The organism is Streptococcus sp. 2022WUSS037, from assembly GCF_044427225.1.
Taxonomy (GTDB): Bacteria; Bacillota; Bacilli; order Lactobacillales; family Streptococcaceae; genus Streptococcus.
In genome coordinates, this window is record NZ_JAOTGJ010000001.1 from 23565 (window position 1) to 46693 (window position 23129).

Genomic DNA, 23129 nt, shown 5'->3' on the forward strand with positions numbered 1-23129 from the left:
GATTTCCTCTTTTCTTAATTATTACTACCTAGTGGCATTTATCACTATGTAGAGATTATATACCTATCCAACATAATAGTCAAGAGTTTTGATTTCTTTTTATAAAAAAATTCACTGCTTCCAAAGAAACAGTGAACAAGTTTAAAACAAATCATCAAAGAGACTGAGCTGGTTATCCTCTGGCATTTTACCGAGAATGCCCATTTCATCCATTTTTTCGACCAGTGTACCTGACAATCCACCACGCTTACGGAGTTCTGTCTTAGAGAGGAATTCTCCCTCGGCACGCGCCGCCACAAGCTGCTTGGCTACGTTTTCTCCCAGACCATCCATAGCGACGAATGGGGGGATGAGGGTGTCTTCTTCAATCAAGAAGTCAGTCGCATGGGACTTGTAAAGGTCCAATTTACCGAACTTGAAGCCACGTTCCAGCATCTCGTTGACCAATTCAAGCGTGGTATAGAGGTCCTGTTCGACGTTTGAGACTTCATTGTTCTTCTTCTTGAGAGCAATTTCTTCCATCTTGGCCTTGACTTTATCTAAACCACCTGACATGGTCGCCAAATCAAAGGCCTTGGCCCGAATAGAGAAATAAGCACAATAATAGTAAATTGGATAGTGAACCTTGAAATAGGCAACCCGCAAGGCCATCATAACGTAGGCAGCCGCGTGGGCTTTAGGGAACATGTACTTGATTTTCCCACAGGATTCGATGTACCAGTCTGGCACCTTGTTATCCTTCATGGCTTGGATATAGCCATTTCGCTCCTCCTCGGAAATCTTGAGCCACATGCCCTTCCGCACCCGTTCCATGATGTTAAAGGCCATCTTAGGTGGCAAACCTGCGTGCATGAGATAAACCATGATGTCATCCCGACAGCCGATAACGGTGGATAGGTCGGCAATTCCTGCCTTAATCAAGTCCTGAGCATTGCCCAACCATACGTCTGTACCGTGGGATAGACCAGACAGCTGCAAGAGTTCCGCAAAGGTGGTCGGTTTGGTTTCCTCCACCATCCCCCGTACAAAGTTGGTTCCGAATTCCGGAATACCCAACATACCTGTCGGCGTCCCAATCTGCTCTGGGGTAACTCCCAGAATTTCCGTACCAGAAAAGAGAGCCATCACTCCCTTGTCATCAGCAGGAATGGTCTGCGGATCAATGCCTGACAAGTCCTGCAACTTGCGAACCATGGTCGGATCATCGTGTCCCAGAACATCGAGTTTCAGGACATTTTCATCAATATCGTGGAAGTTAAAGTGGGTGGTCTGCCAGTTGGCCGTCACATCATCGGCAGGATACTGGACAGGCGTAAAGTCATAAACATCCATGTAGTCAGGGAATACGATAATTCCCCCCGGGTGCTGACCAGTCGTCCGTTTGACACCGGCCGCTCCAGCCGCCAAGCGTTCCACTTCCACATCACGGTAGAATTTGCCATAATCTCGCTCATAACCTCGGACAAAACCATAGGCAGTCTTCGCAGCCACCGTACCAACCGTTCCTGCACGGAAGGCATTTTCTTCACCAAAAATATCCCGAACATCCAAATGGGCAGAGGGTTGGTCATCCCCAGAGAAGTTCAAATCAATATCGGGAACCTTATCTCCATCGAAACCAAGGAAGGTCTCGAAAGGAATGTCCTGGCCATCTTTTTTATATTTGGTCCCACACTTTTCACAATCCTTGTCTGGCAGGTCAAAACCAGAACCATAGGAACCGTCTGTGATAAATTCACTGTATTGACAATTTGGACAGACATAGTGAGGAGGCATAGGGTTTACTTCTGTAATCCCAATCATGGTGGCCACGAAACTAGATCCGACAGACCCTCGTGAACCAACTAGGTAGCCCCGCTCATTTGACCGATGCACCAACATCTGCGACGCCAGATAAATCACGGCGAATCCATTACCCAGAATGGAGGTCAATTCCTTCTCAATCCGCAAATCGATAATATCTGGCAGAGGATTGCCATAAATCTCAAAGGCTTTTTGATAGGTCAATTCCGCAACTGTTTCCTCGGCCTTCTCAATATAAGGCGTGTAGAGGTCGGTCTTGACCACCTGAACATCTTCAAAACGGTCGAGCATAGCATTAGGATTGGTAATGACAATCTCACGGGCCAGACTTTCTCCCAAAAAGGCAAACTCATCTAGCATCTCACTGGTCGTTCTAAAGTGAGCCTTAGGCAGTGGTGCTGGTTGGGCATTCTCACCATTTCCGATGGTCCAGTTAATCGGTGCCCCTTGACCTAGAGCACGAACAATGATTTCCCGATAGATTTCCTCTTCGGGGTCAATATAGTGGACATTTCCTGTCGCCAAAACTGGCAGACCTGCTCTACGTCCTACCTCAATCAACTGCTTGATAGTCTCTTCAATCTCTGCCATGTCCTTAAACTGCTCCTTGGCAATCATGGGAGCATAGAGGGCAGGTGGCATAACTTCGATAAAATCATAATAGGCTGCCGCTTTAACCGCTTCATCTATCCCTTTGGAGAGTAAATCATCGAAGACCTCGCCCTCTTGACAGGCTGTTCCCAATATTAAACCTTCACGATGGGCATTGAGAACGGTCCGTGGAATACGTGGAACTCCCTCAAAATACTTGGTATTGGAAAGAGAGACCAGTTTGAACATATTTTTCAAACCAACCTGATTAATCACATAGAGCGTGGCATGCTTGACACGAGCCTTCTTATAGGAATCCTCCGCAATCAGCTCCGTATTTAGCTGGTTGAGATTGGTCAAATTGTGCTTCTCCAAGGCATCTTTTAGGAAGATGAAGAGCAGGCGCCCTGTCGCCTCCGCATCGTAGTTGGCCATGTGGTGGTGTTCAAGAGCAACACCAAACCGCTTGGTGAGAGGACCTAAACCATGACGCTTAAAGTCGGGGTAAAGGTTACGAGCAAATTCCAAGGTATCAATGACAGGCTGGCTAATAATAGGTAAGCCTGCTCGTTCATAGTTGACATTCATAAAGCCAACGTCAAAGGTCGCGTTGTGGGCAACCATGACGGAATCTTGACAGAAATCTTGAAACTCACGCAAGACTTGTTCTAGAGGTTTAGAACCACGCACATGCTCATCTGTGATTCCTGTCAGATCTGTTGTAAATTGACTGAGCGGATGACCTGGATCGATAAACTCATCAAATTCTGCAATGATATTGCCCTTGTGCATCTTAGACGCCGCAATCTGAATCAGGGCATTATTGACCGCAGAGAGACCGGTTGTTTCCACGTCAAAGACCACATAGGTGGCATCAGATAGGACTACATCTGCTTCGTTGTAAGCAATGGGCACAGAGTCCTCGACAATATTAGCCTCCATCCCGAAGAGCGGCTTAATCCCAGCTTTACGGGCAGCATGATAGCCATGGGGGAAGGACTGGACATTGCCGTGGTCGGTAATCGCCACCGCCTTGTGTCCCCAGGCTGCCGCACGCGCCACCAAGTCCTCAACAGCAGGCAGGGCATCCATTGTAGACATGTTGGTATGAGCATGAAACTCGACCCGTTTCTCCCCTTCAGGCATAAGATCCTTACGGATTTCCTTCTTAACCTCTTGGACTTCCTGCACGTTCATAGTCAAATCACGAGTGAAATTATTGGTTTCCACATTGCCTCGCACCCGTAGCCAGTTGCCCTTTTTGACCATATCAAACTTCTGGGCCTCTTCCTCATTCTTAGCCCACTTCTGCAAGGTGAAGGACGAAGTATAGTCGGTCATCTTAAAGTTGATAATGACCCGTCCCGTCTTGGTCGTCTTCTGCTCGACCTCAAAGACCAGTCCCTCAAAGACAATCCGATTCTCCTCGCTATCCACCTCAATCATAGGCGTAATTTCAGCTTTTTCTATATTGACCTTGGCAGGACGATTTTTCTTATATTCTGGGACAAATGGCTGAGCTGCCTCTGGTGGTGGAGCCATTTGAGCCAGTTGTTCAAGGGCCGCCAGGTTTTCTTCATTAGCCTGCTGGTAAATTTCCTCATTCTGCGCATGGAAAGCCGCAGCCTGCTGCTGCGTCATCTCTTGACAAACTTCAATATCCACCGCAAGATTGCCAAAACCAAATCGCTTGTATTGTTCCACAAGATTTGGCAGGTGATTCTTCCGAAAATGAACGGTATCAATAGTTTCAGGCCCCTTTATCCACAGAGTATTCTCCCGATAAACAACCTCCAAAGATTGAAACAGAGCCTTAAAACCTGCACTCTGGCACAAATCTTCTGTAAAAGCCTCTGGATAATAGGCCTCTACTAAGCCCGCTTCAAAACTTTCCGCATCGCTGACAATAGAAAATTGAATCTTATTGCCCACCTTTTCAAACTCTGTCGCCAAACGAGCCTTGAAGAGTTGATAGTCCATGAGCGGCAAGGGGGTTTCAAAACGGAAGGTAAATTCCCAAAGTTTGCTGACCTTGTGCAAGACTACTTTCTCAATCGTTGCAGTCGAAAAAGCCCCTGATTGTCGTGTATCAAGAGGCATCCCGATTTGTTGTAGCAAGAGTTGAAACTTATCTGACATACTTATTTCCTTTGTAGTTCGTTAGAAACATTTTACCATAAATAGAGGAAAATTTCTTGGGAGAGAGAAAAAACCTCTTCGGCATTCCAAAAGAGGTTCATCATTTGATACTTAACTTACCAAGCCGCAGCTTCTGTCGGTGCTTCTAAAAAGTCCAGCCATTTTCGATCCTTGACACGACAGAGGGTGACAGAAATTCCTCCCATATCAAGACTGGTCATAAATTTACCTATTTTAATATAGGAAAGCTGTAAACCTTCTAGCTCTAGAAATTGGCAAATGTCATTCAAAAAGATTCCTTGCTCAATCTCCGACATAGAACCAAGATTATTGACCAAAAGAATATACTCCTCGCCCTCCTTCCAACGGAATTTTAATTTTAATTTGTTCACAATTTCGTTGGCTAACTGCTCAGAAGATTCAAATGCAACCGTCCGATAGCCCTCTTCTCCATGGATACCGATGCCGTAAGATATTTGTCCCTCCTCCAAATCAAACAAAGGCAGGGCAGCATTGGGCAAATAGGCCGACTTGGTTGCAAAACCGATGGTCGCAATCTCTGTTGCCAGAGACAGTCCCAGCTGTTCCAATTCATCCAAGCTATAGCCAGTAAGCGCAGCAGCTCCTAATATCTTATGAAGTAGAATGGTCCCTGCAAGCCCCCTATGCCGCATACGGAAATTATTCTTAGTATCGACCGAAATATCGTCATGGGATACGATGTACTTGACTGCAATCCCCTCCTGCCGAGCCAATTCGATAGCTTTTCTAAAAGAGACAAGGTCTGCCTCAAAGTTTTTTACAATCAGAAAAACTCCCTTGCCTTTATCTACTACACGAATGGCTGCCAATACTTCTTCAGCGGTTGGGGGCGTAAATATTTCACCATATACTGCAGCAGTCAACATACCCTTTCCGACAAATCCAATATGTGCCGGTTCGTGCCCCGAACCACCACCTGAAATAATTGGAACTAAATGGTCATCCTGCACTTTCTGAAGCACAATCGGAAGGCCCTTCACTTTCTTCACTTTAGGATTGGTTCGACAGAAACCATCCAAATAATCTTCAATAATTGTTGCCTGTCTATTTCTAATAAACACCATATATTAACTCCTACAAAATCAAAAACGACTCGCGAACAAGAGCCACCATTTGCTTCCAATAGCTGTGAATCTGACAAGGCGACTGCGTCAGTCCTTCCTTTATCAGTCCAATCCAAGCATTAGCATGATAGAGAATCAAAAAATGCTTATCCTGTTGGGAAATCATTTTACCCTCCTGGAGCTGGTACTCGTTGATAATTTTCTCCATCAAAACCATAAAGTAGCCTTCTAAATAGCTGACAAAATCATTTTGCCCCTTAATCTCAAAGAGTTGCCTATAGAAAGATTGGTTACTCTCGATGTAGTACAAAAGCTCATCCAGAAGCTTGATTCCACTAATATAGGTTAGATTGTCAGTTACCTGCTCCTGCAATTCTGTTTCAAATATCCAGTCCAGCAACTCATACTTGTCTAAAAAATGGTTGTAAAAGGTTTGACGACGAATCCCTGCTTCCTGCATGATGTCGACAACTGAGATTTTATCAAAGGATTTTTGGGATAGCTGTTTTTTAAAAGCCTTTGCAATCCTTTTCTTTGTAATCAACGAGGTTGGCATATGTCACTTCCTTTCGCTTCCTCTCCATTATACCCTATCATGCTTTTCTTTGGAACAAAAGGGACACTTTGGACAATCTGTCCCTTCCTTTTTTCTTTTGGACAATGTAAAATGAAAACGCAAACAAAATAAAGGAGTTTTCTCATGAAAAAAATTATCAATCAACCCGAACATGTCGTTGATGAAATGTTAAAAGGACTTGTCTTTATGCACCAAGATCTTGTCGATCGTATCGATGGATTTGATGTGATTATCCGCAAGGCTGAAAAAACTGGTAAAGTCGGCATCATCTCAGGAGGTGGCTCTGGTCACGAACCTTCTCATGCAGGCTTTGTCGGCAAGGGCATGTTGTCCGCCGCTGTATGTGGTGCAGTATTTACCTCACCAACACCAGACCAAATCTTAGAAGCCATCAAGGCCGCTGACGAGGGAGCTGGCGTCTTTATGGTCATCAAAAACTACTCTGGCGACATCATGAACTTTGAGATGGCACAAGAATTGGCGGAAATGGAGGGCATCGAAGTAGCCAGTGTCATCGTGGACGATGACATCGCTGTGGAAAATAGCCTCTATACCCAAGGCCGTCGTGGTGTAGCTGGTACCATCCTTGTCCATAAGATTCTCGGTCACGCTGCAACAACTGGCAAATCTCTGGCTGAGATTAAGGAACTGGCTGACCGTCTCGTCCCACAAATCAAGACTATCGGCTTAGCCCTATCAGGTGCTACGGTACCAGAAGTGGGCAAACCAGGCTTCGTCCTTGAAGAGGATGAATTTGAATACGGTGTCGGTATCCATGGTGAACCTGGCTATAAGAAAGAAAAACTCCAACCATCTGCTAAATTGGCTGAAGAATTGGTTGAGAAATTGGCAGAAGGCTTTGATATTCAAGATGGCGAGCATTATGGTGTCCTTATCAACGGTCTCGGCGCAACTCCTCTCATGGAACAATATGTCTTTGCCAACGACGTTGCTCAATTGCTGGCTAAAAAAGGTGTGGTCGTTGACTACAAGAAAATCGGTAACTACATGACATCAATTGATATGGCTGGACTGTCATTGACCTTAATCAAACTAGAAGACCCAAGCTGGATTAACGCTTTGCAGGCCCCTGTTGAAGTGGTAGCTTGGTAGGAGAAAGACTATGGATGCAAAACAAGCACTGCTCTGGATGGAGACATTCAACAAAAAAATTCAAGAAAACAAAGATTATTTGAGCGAACTCGATTCTCCAATCGGAGATGGAGATCACGGGGGCAACATGGCGCGAGGAATGGCTGCCGTCATGCAGGAGCTATCTGAGAAAGACTATGAGACTGCTGACCAAGTCTTTAAGGTGGTTGCCATGCAACTTCTCAGCAAGGTTGGCGGTGCTTCCGGTCCTCTCTACGGCTCTGCCTTTATGGGTATTACTAAAGCCAGTCAAGCTGGCGCTGATTCGGCAGACATGCTTCAAGCAGGTTTGGACATGATCCAAAAACGCGGCAAGGCTGAATTGGGCGAGAAAACCATGGTAGACGTGTGGATTCCTGTTATTTCTGCCCTAAGAGAAAGCCAGCTGACAACGGAAATTATCCATAAAGCCGTTCAAGGGACAAAGGATATTGTTGCAACCAAGGGCCGTGCGTCCTATGTTGGGGAAAGGTCTATTGGACACATTGATCCAGGCTCTTTCTCATCTGGACTTCTCTTTGAAGCCATGTTGGAGGTGGGACTATGACAAAGGTTGGTATCTTACTCGTATCCCATTCAAAAAATTTGGCACAAGGAATCATTGACCTCGTATCTGAAGTCGCAAAAGATATTCCCATCACCTACTGTGGCGGACTAGAAGATGGTAGCATCGGTACTAGCTTTGAAATCGTACAAGAGCGAGTTGAAGCAAACCCTGCTGATACTCTCCTTGCCTTTTTCGACCTAGGTAGCGCCCGAATGAACATGGAACTTGCTGCCGATTTTACAGACAGACAAATTCTTATCCAAACCGTACCAGTCGTCGAAGGTTGTTATACTGCCGCAGCTCTCTTACAGGCTGGAGCTGACTTGGAGACTATTCTTGAACAATTAAAAGAACTGACAATCAATAAATAGGAGGTCATTATGAATCTGATTGGAGAATTACTTGGAACTTTCATACTAGTATTACTTGGAAACGGTGTGGTTGCATCCTGCATCCTCTCTAAAACCAAGGCTGAAAATAGCGGCTGGCTGACCATCGTACTAGGATGGGGCATCGCTGTAACAATTGCCGTCTACATATCAGGAATTTTTGGACCTGCCCACCTGAATCCAGCTGTCACTATCGCAATGGCATCTATCGGCTCCCTACCATGGGCTCAAGTCCCAGGCTTCCTACTTGCCCAATTTGTTGGAGCAATGTTGGCATCCATCGTCCTCTATCTCCATTTCTACCCACATTGGCAGGAAACAAAAGATAGCGGAACAATCCTTGCTACCTTCTCTACTGGACCAGCTCTTCGTCACACAGCTTCAAACTTGCTCGGCGAAGCTCTTGGTACAGCTGTCTTAGTCATGGGAATCCTTGCAATTGGTCCTAACAATGTCAGCGCTGGCCTCGGCCCAATCATCGTGGGACTTATCGTATTTGCAATCGGCTTCTCACTAGGATCAACGACAGGCTACGCAGTCAATCCAGCTCGTGACTTAGGTCCTCGTATCATGCATGCCATCCTACCAATTCCAAACAAGGGAGATTCTGACTGGTCTTATAGCTGGATCCCAGTTGCTGGCCCAATTCTTGGAGGAGTCGCAGGAGCTATCCTCTATAACCTCCTACTAAATATGTTATAAAAAATTGGCTTGGGTGACTAAAACCAAGCCTATTTTATCAACAAAGACTTGGCTATCATCAACCAAGTCTTTTTCTGTTATTCATTTTCTTTTGTAAGGATTTGCAAGGTTTCAAGGAGTTGGTCCACATGGACTTCAACCGTGTCGCCTGTTCCCTTGATTTTCACTTCGACAATACCATCTGCGGCTTTCTTACCAACGGTCACACGGATTGGCAAACCAATCAAATCGCTGTCAGAGAATTTAACGCCGACACGCTCATTACGGTCATCTGTCAAGACTTCATAGCCTGCACCAACCAAACTTGCTTCGATAGACTGAGTCAAGGCCATTGCTTCTTCATCTTTGACATTAACTGGAATCAAATGCACATCAAACGGTGCCAATTCTTTAGGGAAGTTGATGCCCCAGGCGTAACGGTACTCACCTTTTGGTGTCTTGTTAACAAAGAGACGAGCGTGTTGCTCCAGAACGGCTGACAAGAGGCGGCTAACACCGATGCCGTAGCATCCCATGATAATCGGCATAGAACGACCATTCTCATCCAAGATATTGGCATTCATGCTGTCTGAATAGCGTGTACCGAGTTTGAAGATGTGACCAATCTCGATACCACGGGCAAAGTTGAGAACCCCGTGTCCGTCTGGAGAAGGCTCACCTTCCTTGACCTCACGAATATCCACATACTCTGTCACTTGGAAATCACGTCCTGCATTGGCACCTGTGTAGTGGAAACCGTCTTCGTTGGCACCGACAACAGCATTTTTCACATCTTGCACCTTGCGGTCTGCAATAATCTTGATGTTTTCTGGCAAGCCAACTGGGCCAAGGGAACCAAATCCTGCACCGAAGATGTTTTCCGCATCCGCTGGGCTAGCAGCATCAAAGAAATCTGCACCAAGGTGGTTTTTCAATTTAACATCGTTGACCTGGTCATTGCCAACAAGGAGGGCAACAACTGGCTCACCGTCTGCCATAAAGAGCATGGTTTTGATGGTTTGCTCTTCCGCAACATTCAAGAAGGCAGCAACTTCGTCGATGGTTTTGGCATCTGGCGTCGCTACTTTAACCAATTCTTCTTCGACGACAACTGCTGTACTTGGTTTGTATTCACTGGTTGCCATCTCCAAGTTGGCAGCATAACCTGATTCACTAGAGTAGGCGATGGTATCTTCACCAGACACAGACCAAGCCAAGAGTTCTGCCTTGATTGCTTCAAGAACATCCTCTGGGATTTCTTCAAAAGAAGCAACCGACTTGTCCAAGACAACCCAACGGTCCAGGTCAGTACGGTCTGGTGTAATAGCCATAAACTCCTGGCTATCCTTACCACCCATGGCACCACCGTCACCGATGATGGCCTTGAACTCCAAGCCTGCACGAGTGAAAATAGCCTCATAAGCTGCCTTATAGTCATCGTAGGTCTGATCCAAGCTCTCGTAGCTAGCATGGAAGCTGTAGCCATCTTTCATGATGAACTCGCGACCACGGAGAAGACCGTTACGCGGGCGTTTTTCATCACGGTATTTGGGCTGGATTTGGTAGATGTTGAGCGGTAACTGCTTGTAAGATTGGACCGCATCACGCGCCAAAAGGGTTACTGTTTCTTCATGGGTTGGACCCAGGATAAAGTCAGAACCTTCGCGGTTTTTGAGCTTGTAAAGATCGTCGCCATATGTTTCGTAACGACCTGACTCACGCCAAATGTCCGCTGACAAGAGAGCTGGTGCCAAAAATTCAATAGCATCAATCTTGTCAAACTCCTCACGCATGATATTTTTTGCTTTTTCAATGACACGGTTAGCCAATGGCAAGTAGCTGTAAATACCAGCAGAAATCTGACGAACATAACCCGCACGCAACATCAAAGCGTGGCTAATCACCGACGCATCCGAAGGCATCTCCCGCAAAGTAGGGATAATCATTTTAGACTGTTTCATAATTTAAGATACAAAAGCGTCAAGAAAACCGTATAAAAATAGGCAATCAACGCAGTGCCTATCGGCACAAGGCGATTGGTCTTTTTTACTAGGTTTTTAGCTTTTGTTCAATTCCTTTCGTAGTTTACTTGATTAGGAATCACAGAAGTCGCTTTTCAAAACCCTCGCTGACGCTCGAGTTCAAATCTGAAAACTCTCTGTTCCTTTCTTTTTCGTATTTTTCAGAACATCCTGCATTTAGCACGCATTCAATTCCTTTCGTAGTTTCATCATCAGGAAATCCAGAAGCGTAATTCTCAATCTATTTTCCGAGTTTTTAGACCGAGTTCAATTACGAACCTCCTTAGTTCCTTTCATCATTTGTTTGACAGGAAGACACGGTTTCAGCCCGTGTTCAATTCCTTTCATAGTTTTCAGAACGTCCTGCGTTTAGCACGCATTCAATTCCTTTCATAAATTTCAAATTTATCTTAGAAGAAGACTCTTATAATATCATTCCAAGTGACTACTATCATAAGAACCACCATAACAGCTACACCTGCTAGAGTGATATAAGATTCCGTCTCTGGTTTGAGTGGTTTTCTGCGAATGGCTTCCAGAATATTCATAACAATCTTACCACCATCCAAGGCTGGAATTGGAATCAAATTGAAGATTCCAAGGTTAATGGAGAGCGCAGCCATTAGCCCCAATACAGAAACCAAACCAAATTCAGCCGCTTGAGAACTTACTTTGTAAATAGCAACCGGTCCCCCCAACTGCTTAACATCAAAGTTTGCAATTAGATTCTTCAAAGCTGTTACAACCCTAAGAGCTGTCGCTCCCGCTTCTTGGAAACCACCGACAATTTTATCAACGAAACCAGTTTTCAAAATCGGTGAAATACCAATTCGATAGGCCCCATCTACTTGTTCAGCAGTAACGGAGACATGACGGTTTTTCCCATCATGCTCAACAACCAAATCAAAGCTTGGGGCTGTTGTTGCATCTATCGCTGCTTTGCTAATAATCGTTGCAACTTCTGTGTAGCTATCTGTCGTGTTCCCATTGACCGAAAGAATCTTGTCCCCTGTGACAACACCCGCAGCCTGCAAAGCACCACCTTCAGTAATACTTACTGCATTGCTTGATGGGTTGGCAACCCCGCCTTGCATGAAGAACAAAATAATAAATACTAGAATCCCTAAAATAAAGTTATTCATGGGACCCGCAAAGTTGGTCATCAACCGACCCCAGACTGTCGCATTTTGATACTGAACATCAAGTGGAGCAATCCGAACTTCTGTTCCATCCTCCTCTACAATCGTGGCATCATGATCAACCTTATAGGTCTTGCTTTCTTCCAAGACCAAGCCTGTGATTTCTAATTTTTCTTCAAAGTCAAAACTGGTTACATTCATTGGCAAACTGAGACTATCCAGTTGCTTACCAGACAAATTAATCCGCGTCACAACACCAGCTTCATTTAAACTGAGGCTGGCAGGACTACCTGTCTTAATCTCTGTCTTATCTTCACCCCATCCAGCCATTCGAACATAGCCACCTAGAGGAAGAATACGGATGGTGTAAAGTGTCCCATCCTTACCCGTATGAGCGAAAATTTTGGGACCCATCCCAATCGCAAATTCCCTCACAAGGATACCCGCTTTCTTGGCGAAGTAGAAATGACCAAATTCATGGACAACCACAATCACACCAAATATAAATATAAATGCTAAAATTCCCTTCATAGTACCTCCTTAAAATAATCCAAAGAAGTGCATGATTGGAAAGACAAAAATCATACCGTCAAAACGATCCAGGATACCGCCGTGTCCTGGAATAATTTTTCCAGAATCCTTCACACCAAAATGGCGTTTAATAGCACTTTCTACTAAGTCTCCGAATTGTGAGAATATCGAGAAAATCACAACTAACAACAACATCATGCCAAATGAATAGCCCGCCAACAAGGACTTATCGACAATCAAGAAAATGATAGCGACTACCACCGCAGAAAGAATACCGCCTACAAAGCCTTCAACCGTTTTATTTGGTGAAACCTTTGGCAATAATTTTCTCCGACCAATCTGACGACCGATTAAGTAGGCACCAATGTCTGTTGCCCAGACTAAACAGAGGGCAAAGAAGACTTTATTGAGCCCATCCATACGAGCCAGTATCAAACTATGAAAGCCGATACCAACATAGAAACTTGAGGCAATTGGAAAGACCACATCGGAATAGTTGTAATGGCCGATATTAAAAACCGTCGAACCAAGCAGTAAAAATACTACAATGGCGTAGGCTGTATAATTTCCATCCGTCGGCAAAAATGTCAGATAATTCTGGAGCGGAAGAGCCAAGACTAAACTGGCCAACATAGCTAAGACACCCTCAATAGAATTTGGTGCTAGGCGATGCATTTTAATCAATTCAGCCGTAGCAATGATGGCTAACAGGCCTACAAAAAATTGAAATGCCATCCCACCAGCCAACAAAAAGGGAATGAAAATAGCTAGAGCAATGCCACCAAATATCACTCGTTTCTGCAAATCGTTTGTCATACCTTCTCCTTATACACCGCCAAAACGTCTATGACGTCGGTTGTATTCTTTGATTGCTAATTTAAGAGCCTCACCATCAAAATCCGGCCATGCCACATCCGTAAAATACAGCTCGCTATAGGCTGTTTGCCAAGGCAGGAAGTTGCTAAGACGAAGTTCACCACTTGTACGGATAACTAGATCGGGATCGCGTAACGTTGGTGATAAGGTTCCTGTATAGAGGTAATCCGCTATTAATTTCTCATCAATATCACCAGGATTGAACTTGGCATCCAAGACATCTTGCGCAATAGCCTTGACTGCGCGAGTCACCTCATCACGACCGCCATAGTTAAGAGCGAAATTGAGAATCAAACCAGTGTTACTCTTTGTCTTTTGTTCAGCTTTATAAAGCGCATTGAGAGTCGGAACAGGAAGTTTGGAATGGTCACCAATCATCTGAATTTTGACATTATTGGCATGGAGTTCAGGAACATACTTATCATAAAACTCCACAGGTAGATTCATGATAAACTTCACTTCTTTTTCCGGTCGAGACCAGTTTTCTGTAGAAAAGGCATAGACAGTCAACACCTTTACTCCCAAATCAGAAGCCGTCTTGGTAACATTTTGAAGTGCATCCATACCAGCCTTATGCCCCATAATACGTGGTTGCATCCGCTTTTTCGCCCAACGGCCATTGCCATCCATAATCACAGCGATATGCTTAGGGACTTCAATTGCTGTTTCAATGCTTTCTTTCTTTTTAAAATTAAATTTAAACATGGTATTTTCCTTATTGTATAATCGTTTCATTATACCATATTTTTACCTAGGATAGCAAAAATCAGGCAGGGCTAAAACAAGAGAAAACCAAGGTTTCCCTCGGTTTTTCATCCTTATTCTTCAATTGCAGATTCTGAAGTCGCTTCTGTCGTTTCAACTGCCACTTCTTCAACAACTGCAGATGTAGTACCTGAACTTGCTACACGATTACGAATAGCACCACGTTCAAATGTCAAATAAACACCATCAACATCGAGAACCACCTTTTTATCATCGATTTCATCGACAATACCAAATAGCCCACCAATGGTCACAATTTCATCACCTTTTTTGATTTGATTTAGCGCTTCTTGACGTTGTTTTTGTTGTTTACGTTGCGAATAGAACATAAAACCAATCATGGCAACCATGACAAGCGGCAAAAATAAACCTTCCATATGTTTACCTCTTTTATTGTTTGATAAGCATGATTATATCAAATTCTTGACAAGAAAGCAAAGTTCGACCAAACAGAAAAAGACCGAACTCTCGTTCAGTCTTCATGGATTTATTTAGCACTCCAGACACTCTCAAGGATGTTGGTCTGTTCACGACCAGGTCCTACTGAGAAGGTTGAGATACGAACGCCTACCAATTCGCTGATACGACGAACATAGTTGCGAGCCGCTTCTGGCAATTCATCCAAACTACGCACACCTGTGATGTCTTCAGACCAACCTGGCATTTCTTCATAGATTGGTTTGCATCGTTTGAGTTGCTCCAAACTTGCAGGATAATGGTCAATACGCTCACCATCCAAGTCATAAGCCACGCAGATTTTCAAAGTCTCAAGTCCTGACAAAACGTCGATTGAGTTGAGGGACAAGTTGGTAATACCTGACACACGGCGGCTATGTCGCATGACCACTGAGTCAAACCAACCAACACGACGTGGACGGCCAGTTGTCGTACCGTACTCTTTACCGATTTCGCGGATACGGTCCCCGATTTCATCGTGCAATTCCGTTGGGAATGGTCCGTCACCAACACGGCTAGTGTAGGCCTTACATACACCAACAACCTTGTCAATCTTGCTTGGGCCGACACCGCTACCGATAGTCACACCACCAGCAACTGGGTTTGAAGAAGTAACGAATGGATAGGTCCCTTGGTCAATATCCAACATAACCCCTTGCGCCCCTTCAAACAAGACACGTTTGCCTTGGTCCAAAGCATCGTTCAAGATAACAGAGGTATCTGTTACATACTTTTTAATTTCTTGACCATAAGCATAGTATTCTTCAAAGATTTCGTCAAACTCAATCGGAGTTGACTCATACATTTTCTCAAACAAACGGTTTTTCTCAGCCAAGTTTGTTCTCAAACGCTCCGCAAAAATCTCCTTGTCCAAGAGGTCTGCAATACGGATACCAACACGGGCTGCCTTGTCCATGTAAGCTGGACCGATACCCTTGTTGGTTGTACCAATCTTGTTCTCACCTTTAGATTCTTCTTGCAACTGGTCCAATTTGATGTGGTAAGGCAAGATGACGTGTGCGCGGTCTGAAATCCGCAAATTATCTGTTGTCACACCTGAATCATGGAGATAGTTGATTTCCTTCACCAAAGATTTTGGATTGACAACCACACCATTACCGATTACAGAAATCTTTTCTGGGAAGAAGATTCCTGACGGAATCAAGTGCAATTTATACTTAGTTCCGTCGATAACGATGGTATGCCCAGCATTATCTCCGCCTTGATAGCGTGCGATTACTTCAGCATTAGCAGACAAGAAGTCTGTAATTTTACCCTTACCTTCGTCGCCCCACTGGGTTCCTACAACAACTACTGATGTCATATTCACTCTTTCTCTGAACTGGCTAACCAGCCCAGCCTTTCTTCTACTTCTGGCAGGAATCTCACCTACAAGTTTCGTTTTTACACATTATTCTACCAAAAAACGAACATTTTTTCAAGAATTTCTTACATTTTCGTTTATAACGGATGTTATCCTTTTATTTAAATAGATAAAAAGAAAAATACGAACAAAGTGCCTTATTAAACATTTTTAAAGTTGTTTTTCATTGAAATTCCCGAAGTCTGCAGCTTCTGGATAATAACCAACTTTATTTTTTCCTTCAAAACGTAGCAGAAATTTGTATTTGTACCCCAAACTAGATAAAATTGGAAGTAGATTTTTAGAGAAACAAAAAAAGGATTGCTTATGTTACAGAAATTATCCCCAAACAGTCCCATCCTCCAAGCCACCTTTGGTGTGGAACGGGAATCCTTACGAATGAATAACAACAACCGCGTAGCTCAGACGCCCCACCCAGAAAAATTGGGCTCACGCAATTTTCATCCCTATATCCAGACAGACTACAGCGAGCCACAGCTGGAGCTGATTACGCCTGTGGCTCATTCGACCAAGGAGGCCCGCCGTTTCCTAGGAGCCATTACGGATGTAGCTGTTCGCTCTATGGAAAAAACAGAGTATCTCTGGCCCCTGTCTATGCCACCTGTGATTTCAGAGGATGAGATTCAGATTGCCCAGCTGGAGAGCGACTACGAGTACCAGTACCGTGTCGGCTTGGCGAAACGCTACGGCAAACTGCTTCAATCTATGTCAGGCATTCACTATAATTTTGAGCTAGGTAAAGACCTGACCCAGCAACTCTTTGTAGTCAGTGGCTACGATGACCTTATCACCTTCAAAAACGCCCTCTATCTCAAGCTGGCTCAGAATTTCTTACGCTACCGTTGGCTCTTGACCTACCTCTACGGAGCTAGCAGTCTGGCTGAGAAGGGATTTTTGACCGATGAGATTGGTTGTGTGCGGTCCATTCGCAATTCCAACTACGGCTATGTCAACGCACCCGATGTCCGCATCTCCTTCTCTTCGCTAGAGCAATACGTGACAGACATCGAACAAGCTGTGGCTAGCGGTCAACTGTCCGCTGAAAAGGAATTTTACTCAGCTGTCCGCCTACGTGGCGCCAAAGTCAGCCGGGACTTTTTGACCAAGGGCATTACCTATCTGGAGTTCCGCAACTTCGACCTCAACCCCTTCGAGCCACTGGCTATTAGCCAAGAAACGCTGGATACCACCCACCTCTTTGCCTTGGCACTGCTCTGGCTAGATGATATGGACCAGGTCGATGAAGAGTTGGCTCAGGCAGCAGACCTCAACAACCGCATCGCCCTCAGCTACCCCCACACTCCCCTACCAGCAGAGGCAGACGCCCGCCCTATCCTGACCGCCATGGAGGCTATCGTCCAGCATTTCGGACTAGACGACTACTACAGCCAGCTCATCGCTCAAGTGGAGGCGGCCCTTCAAGACCCACGCTTGACCCTCTCTGGAAAAATAGCAGAGCAGGTTGAAGACGGGTCTTTGGAAAGATTTGGTCAGCAGCAAGGACGGCTCTTCCATGATTATGCTTGGACAGCCCCTTACGCCCTCAAGGGCTATGAAAACATGGAACTCTCCACCCAGATGATTCTCTTTGATGCCATTCAGCTGGGCTTGAATGTAGAGATTTTGGATGAGGAAGACCAGTTTCTCAAACTCTGGCATGGTGACCATGTCGAGTACATCAAAAATGGTAACATGACCTCCAAGGACAACTACGTCATTCCACTCGCCATGGCCAACAAGGTCGTGACCAAGAAGATTCTAGACCAGGCTGGTTTTCCAGTGCCTGCGGGAGCGGAGTTTGCTAACAAGGAAGATGCCCTGCGGTATTACGGACAGGTAGCCAGCTCTGCTATTGTTGTCAAACCAAAATCCACTAACTTCGGCCTCGGCATCTCTATCTTCCAGGAGCCAGCCAGTCTTGCAGACTATAAAAAAGCCCTGGATATCGCCTTTTCGGAAGACAGCCATGTGCTCGTGGAAGAATTCGTGGCGGGAACCGAGTACCGCTTCTTCATCTTGGACGGCAAGTGCGAAGCTGTCCTGCTCCGCGTCGCAGCCAATGTCGTGGGGGACGGACAGTCAACAATCCGTGAATTAGTGGACAAGAAAAATCAAGATCCCCTGCGAGGGCGTGACCACCGTTCACCACTTGAAATCATTAACTTGGGCGACATCGAACTGCTTATGTTGGAGCAACAGGGTTACACGCCTGATACAGTTTTGCCAGAGGGCGTTCAAGCCTTTCTACGTGGCAACTCCAATATCTCAACCGGTGGCGACTCCATCGATATGACCGATCAGATGGACGAGTCCTACAAGCAACTGGCCGCTGATATGGCGACTGCTATGGGAGCTTGGGCCTGCGGTGTAGACTTGATTATCCCCGACCGCACCAAGCCAGCCAGCAAGGACGAACCCAACTGCACCTGTATCGAGCTCAACTTCAACCCTGCCATGTACCTGCACACCTACACCTACGCAGGACCTGGACAGAGCATTACACCGAAAATCTTGCGGAAGTTGTTTGGGGAACTATAGCAATTAAGCCTCCTTATCTCACTGGGAAAGGAGGCTTTCTTTAATATCAGAGCCAGCTTCTAATTAAGCCTGAAATATCTTCTTGTACATGGCTGTACAAATTTTGGTATAATCTAGATGGCACTAACGATACCGCCTTAGAAAGGAGGTAAAGTAATATGCTTGACTTTCTTCTTACCAACATCATATCACCGCTCGCGGTTGGTCTTATTCTTCTAGCTATTGATAAGTGGCTTGATGAATAGTAGTGCTTTTCTAGGAAACTAGAAAAACCCCTTGCTTTTGTAGGATCTAGCAAGGGGTTTTTATTTTGAGGTAAAGTCAACTTGACTTTCCTACCAACATCTTCCTCTACATTATCCCATAACAGCTACAGGTTGTCAATTAGGACCAATCTATTCTGTTATTTTCATCAAAATCAAAATAGCATATGGAGCTAATTCAAAATCTGTTTCTGACAGGACTGTATAGTCGCCTTTAACCAATTGATAGTCGGAAAGATTGATATTATCTAACTGAATAGTGGCTGAATGGCTAGCTGGGTTCCGAAGCGAGAGGATTTCTTTTCCTGCTTCTTCATCAATACATCTGTAACCATAAATTTCAAACGCTGACGGTTTCCCGCCAATCATTTGACTGTGTTTTAGAGTTGAGTAATTGTTCTCTATCCACTTAACAGCGCGAGCATTGGCCTTCCAACGTTCCTCATCAAACATTGTATAGGAATAGTGGAATTCCCAAAAAGCATTCCCACGAGTAGAAATAAACATCAGATAATCTTCAAACTCTTCTACACTTGCATACATTTGATGGTCCATGTACCAGGTATGAGCCGTACTCGCATAGACAGGCTCATGGTTATAAAGGCTCCAAAGAGGCAATTGAATATCTCGTTTGGTCAAAAATTCTTCGTATTGGCAATCACGATAGGTAATCATCCGTTGAATATCATTCCCAGCATTTTCTGTGAAGCCAACATCCTGAGAAATTTGTATCCAAAGGCTGTTGACCCATTGTAGGAACCACGGACTAGGGTTGACATAAGAAGTCAAGTTTAACCAGCAATCTCTCTCTCCACGCTCCGCCCTTAAATCTTTTAAGAGGTCAATCAAGAATTCATAGACAGGAGTCATAGTGTGCATGGCAAACTCACCACTAGGGTCTGGCTTATCTGGCTTCAGCAACCAACCATCGATTTTCCAATAGCTGATATCATATTTTTTCTGGTAATCCAACATTTTTTGCTTCATGCCTTCCAAATAATTGAAATCACCAATATTGACATCATTTGACAAGGCATTCTTGCTACCGAATTCTGGATGTACCTCCAACCAGTCACTCATGATAACTTCTGTACCGTTATAGCCTCCACGTGGCCCAATCCAAAGACCAAGACTTGCACCTAAATTATTTACGAGAGCTTTTACCTTTGTTAGACCGTTAGGGAACTTTTCATTAAACTCCCAAACACTTTGGTAATCACACCAGCCATCATCAACGACATAGGCATCCAACTTCACACCATTGTCTTCAAAGCCATGTGAAATCTCTTCAAAACTCTTTACAATAATCCCTTCATCAATGGCAGTCATATAGTCATACCAAGAATTGTATTGTTTTCTGAAGTAACTTGGCTGAGCAATTCCACTAATGTAAGTAAAGAAATCCTGTTGAATGCTTGCTTTCTCAAATCCAGAAGCCGCACCAATAACAACTGGCCAGATTTTTTTAGGCTCTTTAATTTCGTGACCGACATAGTAGCGAGAAAAATAGGTTTGATCTACCAGTCTATTTTCTCCCATTGGAAACTCCATACCAAAGAAGAAGGACTTGGCATAAATTGGTTGTCCCAACTCTACATAATAGCCAGAAAATCCAGCCATTTCCTTAATATCTTCTTGCTGTTTCGGAATATATACCTGCTCTAAATTTGCAAAACCAAACTGCTCCACATCAATATAGTTAATTATTTTAGAAGACGACAGAATAGTAACCTCTTTAGCAAGTACATCTTCACGTTTTGAATAAAAAATGGTTAACTGGATTTCTGAATGATAGAAACTCACCAAAAGACTTTCATTGGTTTGTTCGACCACATGAGCTGTAAAATCCTCAGAGCTGAGCTGACTTCCATCACAAAAAGAAACAAGGAATTCCGTATTTTTTTCATTTCCAATGGGTTCATCAAGCTGTTTATTCAAGATATGGGAAGTATAAAACTTCCCATCTTCTAATTTAAAATAGCGTGCTATCTGTTTATTTTCAATCTTCACTATCATCACCTACTAATTCAATCTTAATCACACTATCTACGCTGTCTGGCAAAGGATAAGTAAAGTGAGGAATATCGCCGTACTGGGCAAAACAAATCCCTTCGTAAGCATTAGTTGTCCAGCTCTTAGAAATCTTCACTTCACTACCATCATGAAGGAAACTCATCCTTTTCACTTTGCTTTCATCGATACCGATCAAGGCAAGTGGACCAATTGGCTGTTCGAAGACATGGGCATAAACCGTATTCCTTTTTTGAGTATAGTAGCCCCATTCTGGCTTAGGTAATGAACTAACGCCACAACCATAAATGGACTCCCCATTCTTATCCAGCCATTTTCCAAAATCATTTAGAATTTCCAGACTCTCTTGGTTGATAATTCCTAGTGCATCTGGACCTACATTCAGAATCATATTCCCATTTTTACTTACACACTCAACCAACTTACGAATAAGTGTCCTGGACGATTTGTAGAGATGATCCGTAGGATTGTAGGCCCAGTTATTATTCATAGTTAAGCAAAGCTCCCAAGGAATTGGCTCTCCATGTATATTTCGAATTCCCTCATGAGGTATGAGCTGTTCTGGGCTAACAAAGTCACCAGAATATAAACTAATATTATCTGTTACAATACTGCCAAATCCTTCTCCTGATGTTTCTAAACGATTGTCAACAACTACATCTGGTTGATGCTTACGTACAAGCTTAATCAAATCTGTTGCACGCCACTTTTCACCGAACATTTCTCCATAAGAGTAGTCAAACCATATTATATCCAGTTTGCCATACTTGGTTACAATTTCTTCTACTTGATTGTGTAAGAAAGTCAAGTAGTTATCAAAGTCAACCTTCTCATCTTTGAAGGCTTCATTCTCACGCATGGGATGAATCATATCACCATATTTCGGATAATCTGGGTGATACCAGTCAATCAGGCTGAAGTACAGACCTACTTTTAAACCTTCTTCTCGTACCGCTTCAACAAACTCCGCTACCAAGTCCTTTCCGATTGGGGTATTTGTAGCCTTGTAGTCAGTGTAGGCTGAGTCAAACAAGCAAAATCCATCATGGTGCTTGGCAGTCAAGACCATGTATTTCATACCTGCCGCCTTTGCCGCTTTTGCCCACTCTCTCGGATTGTATTTTACAGGATTAAACGCCTCAAAAAATGGTTGATAATCCTCAATGGATAATTGCTGGTGGCTACGAATCCACTCCCCTTTTCCAGGGATAGAATAAAGTCCCCAGTGAATGAACATACCAAAGCGATCTCTTCGGAACCATTCGGTCCGTTTATTTATTTCTTGTAAACTATTTCTTGTCATCCTTTAACTGCTCCTCCTCCAAGGGCTTCAATAAAGTATTTACTTGCAAAAGCAAAGAGTAAAATTGGTGGTAAGATAATCACAACGATAGCTGAGAAAAGACCATTATAGTTGGTATTAAAGCTAGTAGTGAATTGTCCAAGCAAGGCTGGCACTGTCAACTCATCTTTATTGATAATCAGCATAGAAGCCCAGTAATACTCATTCCAGTTGTTAATAAAGGCTAAAATTGCTGCCGTTAAAATGCCTGGTCTAGCAATTGGTAGCATGACTTTCCAAAATGTCTGAGCATAGCTTGCTCCATCAATTTCAGCTGCTTCTTCTAATTCTTTAGGGATGATTGCAAAGTAGTTTTTTATAATAAAGAAACTCATAGCAATACCGCTGCAAGAGTAGACAAAAATCAGAGCTACTGGTGTATTATAAATACCCAGAACATTTACCAAGCGATAGACTGGAAATGTCATTGCTGTAGCAGGGATAAAAAGAGTTGAGTACAACATGGCAGTTATCAACTTTTTACCGCGGAATTCCATTCGAGCTATGACATAAGAAGACATGGAAATCATGATGATGCTGATAATAACGGAAATTGAAACCACTTTAAAACTGTTCCAAAAATAATCCAATACATGCAGTTCTGTAAACACCTTGATATAACCGTCAAAGCTCAAATCAGTTGGCAAGCTAATACCAGGATTTTTCATGGGATCTGCTTTTAAGGACGATAGGAAAATCCATAAAATTGGAAACACTGAAATTAAACAAGTAATAGCCATATAGATGTAAATAATCAATTTTCCCGTTTTGGAAAGGCCATTCAAACGATTGTCCATA

At 43.9% G+C, this 23129-nt stretch carries 17 protein-coding genes; 5 read left to right on the top strand and 12 right to left on the bottom strand.

Translation table 11 applies throughout. The features are described from left to right. Positions 1–141: 141 nt before the first annotated feature. The 3 genes from ODU55_RS00135 to dhaS form a co-directional block, all read right to left on the bottom strand. A complete protein-coding gene (locus ODU55_RS00135; RefSeq protein WP_398581458.1) occupies positions 142–4533 on the bottom strand; it encodes a PolC-type DNA polymerase III in 4392 nt (1463 codons plus the stop codon). A gap of 116 nt (positions 4534–4649) precedes the next feature. Next, a complete protein-coding gene (dhaQ, locus tag ODU55_RS00140; RefSeq protein WP_105149044.1) occupies positions 4650–5639 on the bottom strand; it encodes a DhaKLM operon coactivator DhaQ in 990 nt (329 codons plus the stop codon). A gap of 10 nt (positions 5640–5649) precedes the next feature. Further along, positions 5650–6195, bottom strand: a complete 546-nt coding sequence (dhaS, locus tag ODU55_RS00145; RefSeq protein ID WP_024378834.1) for a dihydroxyacetone kinase transcriptional activator DhaS — start codon at positions 6193–6195, stop codon at positions 5650–5652. A gap of 144 nt (positions 6196–6339) precedes the next feature. On the opposite strand from dhaS, the gene dhaK reads away from it, so the two are divergent. Genes dhaK through ODU55_RS00165 form a run of 4 tightly spaced genes read left to right on the top strand, consistent with a single transcriptional unit; the run spans position 6340 to position 9006 of the window. Beyond that, a complete protein-coding gene (dhaK, locus tag ODU55_RS00150) occupies positions 6340–7329 on the top strand; it encodes a dihydroxyacetone kinase subunit DhaK (RefSeq protein WP_222336911.1) in 990 nt (329 codons plus the stop codon). 10 nt (positions 7330–7339) lie between these two features. Further along, positions 7340–7915, top strand: coding sequence for a dihydroxyacetone kinase subunit DhaL (dhaL, locus tag ODU55_RS00155; RefSeq protein ID WP_172042403.1), 576 nt, complete (start codon positions 7340–7342; stop codon positions 7913–7915). Beyond that, positions 7912–8286 (top strand): dihydroxyacetone kinase phosphoryl donor subunit DhaM, encoded by a 375-nt coding sequence (gene dhaM / locus ODU55_RS00160; RefSeq protein WP_398581459.1) that lies wholly within the window; start codon positions 7912–7914, stop codon positions 8284–8286. Before dhaL ends, dhaM begins: the two co-directional genes overlap by 4 nt. 9 nt (positions 8287–8295) lie before the next feature. After that, the gene (locus tag ODU55_RS00165; RefSeq protein WP_398581460.1) at positions 8296–9006 is read left to right on the top strand and encodes an MIP/aquaporin family protein; all 711 of its coding nucleotides are present in this window, start codon (positions 8296–8298) and stop codon (positions 9004–9006) included. A 77-nt stretch (positions 9007–9083) separates the two neighbouring features. Here ODU55_RS00165 and ODU55_RS00170 read toward each other — a convergent pair whose 3' ends face one another. From ODU55_RS00170 to ODU55_RS00195, 6 genes are all read right to left on the bottom strand, one after another. Further along, on the bottom strand, positions 9084–10946 hold the full coding sequence (locus tag ODU55_RS00170; RefSeq protein ID WP_398581461.1) for a proline--tRNA ligase: 1863 nt from the start codon (positions 10944–10946) through the stop codon (positions 9084–9086). A gap of 470 nt (positions 10947–11416) precedes the next feature. Then, a complete protein-coding gene (gene rseP / locus ODU55_RS00175; protein WP_398581462.1) occupies positions 11417–12676 on the bottom strand; it encodes an RIP metalloprotease RseP in 1260 nt (419 codons plus the stop codon). A gap of 9 nt (positions 12677–12685) precedes the next feature. Then, the gene (locus ODU55_RS00180; RefSeq protein ID WP_029186786.1) at positions 12686–13480 is read right to left on the bottom strand and encodes a phosphatidate cytidylyltransferase; all 795 of its coding nucleotides are present in this window, start codon (positions 13478–13480) and stop codon (positions 12686–12688) included. A 21-nt stretch (positions 13481–13501) separates the two neighbouring features. Further along, positions 13502–14257, bottom strand: a complete 756-nt coding sequence (locus tag ODU55_RS00185; RefSeq protein ID WP_398581463.1) for an isoprenyl transferase — start codon at positions 14255–14257, stop codon at positions 13502–13504. A 113-nt stretch (positions 14258–14370) separates the two neighbouring features. After that, the gene (yajC, locus tag ODU55_RS00190) at positions 14371–14694 is read right to left on the bottom strand and encodes a preprotein translocase subunit YajC (RefSeq protein WP_398581464.1); all 324 of its coding nucleotides are present in this window, start codon (positions 14692–14694) and stop codon (positions 14371–14373) included. 110 nt (positions 14695–14804) lie between these two features. Continuing rightward, complete coding sequence (locus ODU55_RS00195) at positions 14805–16097, bottom strand: adenylosuccinate synthase (RefSeq protein WP_002937782.1); 1293 nt, start codon at positions 16095–16097, stop codon at positions 14805–14807. A 366-nt stretch (positions 16098–16463) separates the two neighbouring features. On the opposite strand from ODU55_RS00195, the gene gshAB reads away from it, so the two are divergent. Beyond that, complete coding sequence (gene gshAB, locus ODU55_RS00200; protein WP_398581465.1) at positions 16464–18695, top strand: bifunctional glutamate--cysteine ligase GshA/glutathione synthetase GshB; 2232 nt, start codon at positions 16464–16466, stop codon at positions 18693–18695. A gap of 395 nt (positions 18696–19090) precedes the next feature. Here the strand turns inward: gshAB and ODU55_RS00205 are convergent, their stop codons facing one another. Genes ODU55_RS00205 through ODU55_RS00215 form a run of 3 tightly spaced genes read right to left on the bottom strand, consistent with a single transcriptional unit; the run spans position 19091 to position 23128 of the window. After that, positions 19091–20968, bottom strand: a complete 1878-nt coding sequence (locus ODU55_RS00205; RefSeq protein WP_398581466.1) for an alpha-N-acetylgalactosaminidase — start codon at positions 20966–20968, stop codon at positions 19091–19093. Then, positions 20958–22292 (bottom strand): alpha-L-fucosidase, encoded by a 1335-nt coding sequence (locus tag ODU55_RS00210; protein ID WP_398581467.1) that lies wholly within the window; start codon positions 22290–22292, stop codon positions 20958–20960. Before ODU55_RS00210 ends, ODU55_RS00205 begins: the two co-directional genes overlap by 11 nt. Beyond that, positions 22289–23128: a carbohydrate ABC transporter permease gene (locus ODU55_RS00215; protein ID WP_024377507.1), complete on the bottom strand. Its 840-nt coding sequence runs from the start codon at positions 23126–23128 to the stop codon at positions 22289–22291. The genes ODU55_RS00210 and ODU55_RS00215 overlap by 4 nt, the downstream gene beginning before the upstream one ends. Between the last annotated feature and the right edge of the window lies 1 nt (position 23129).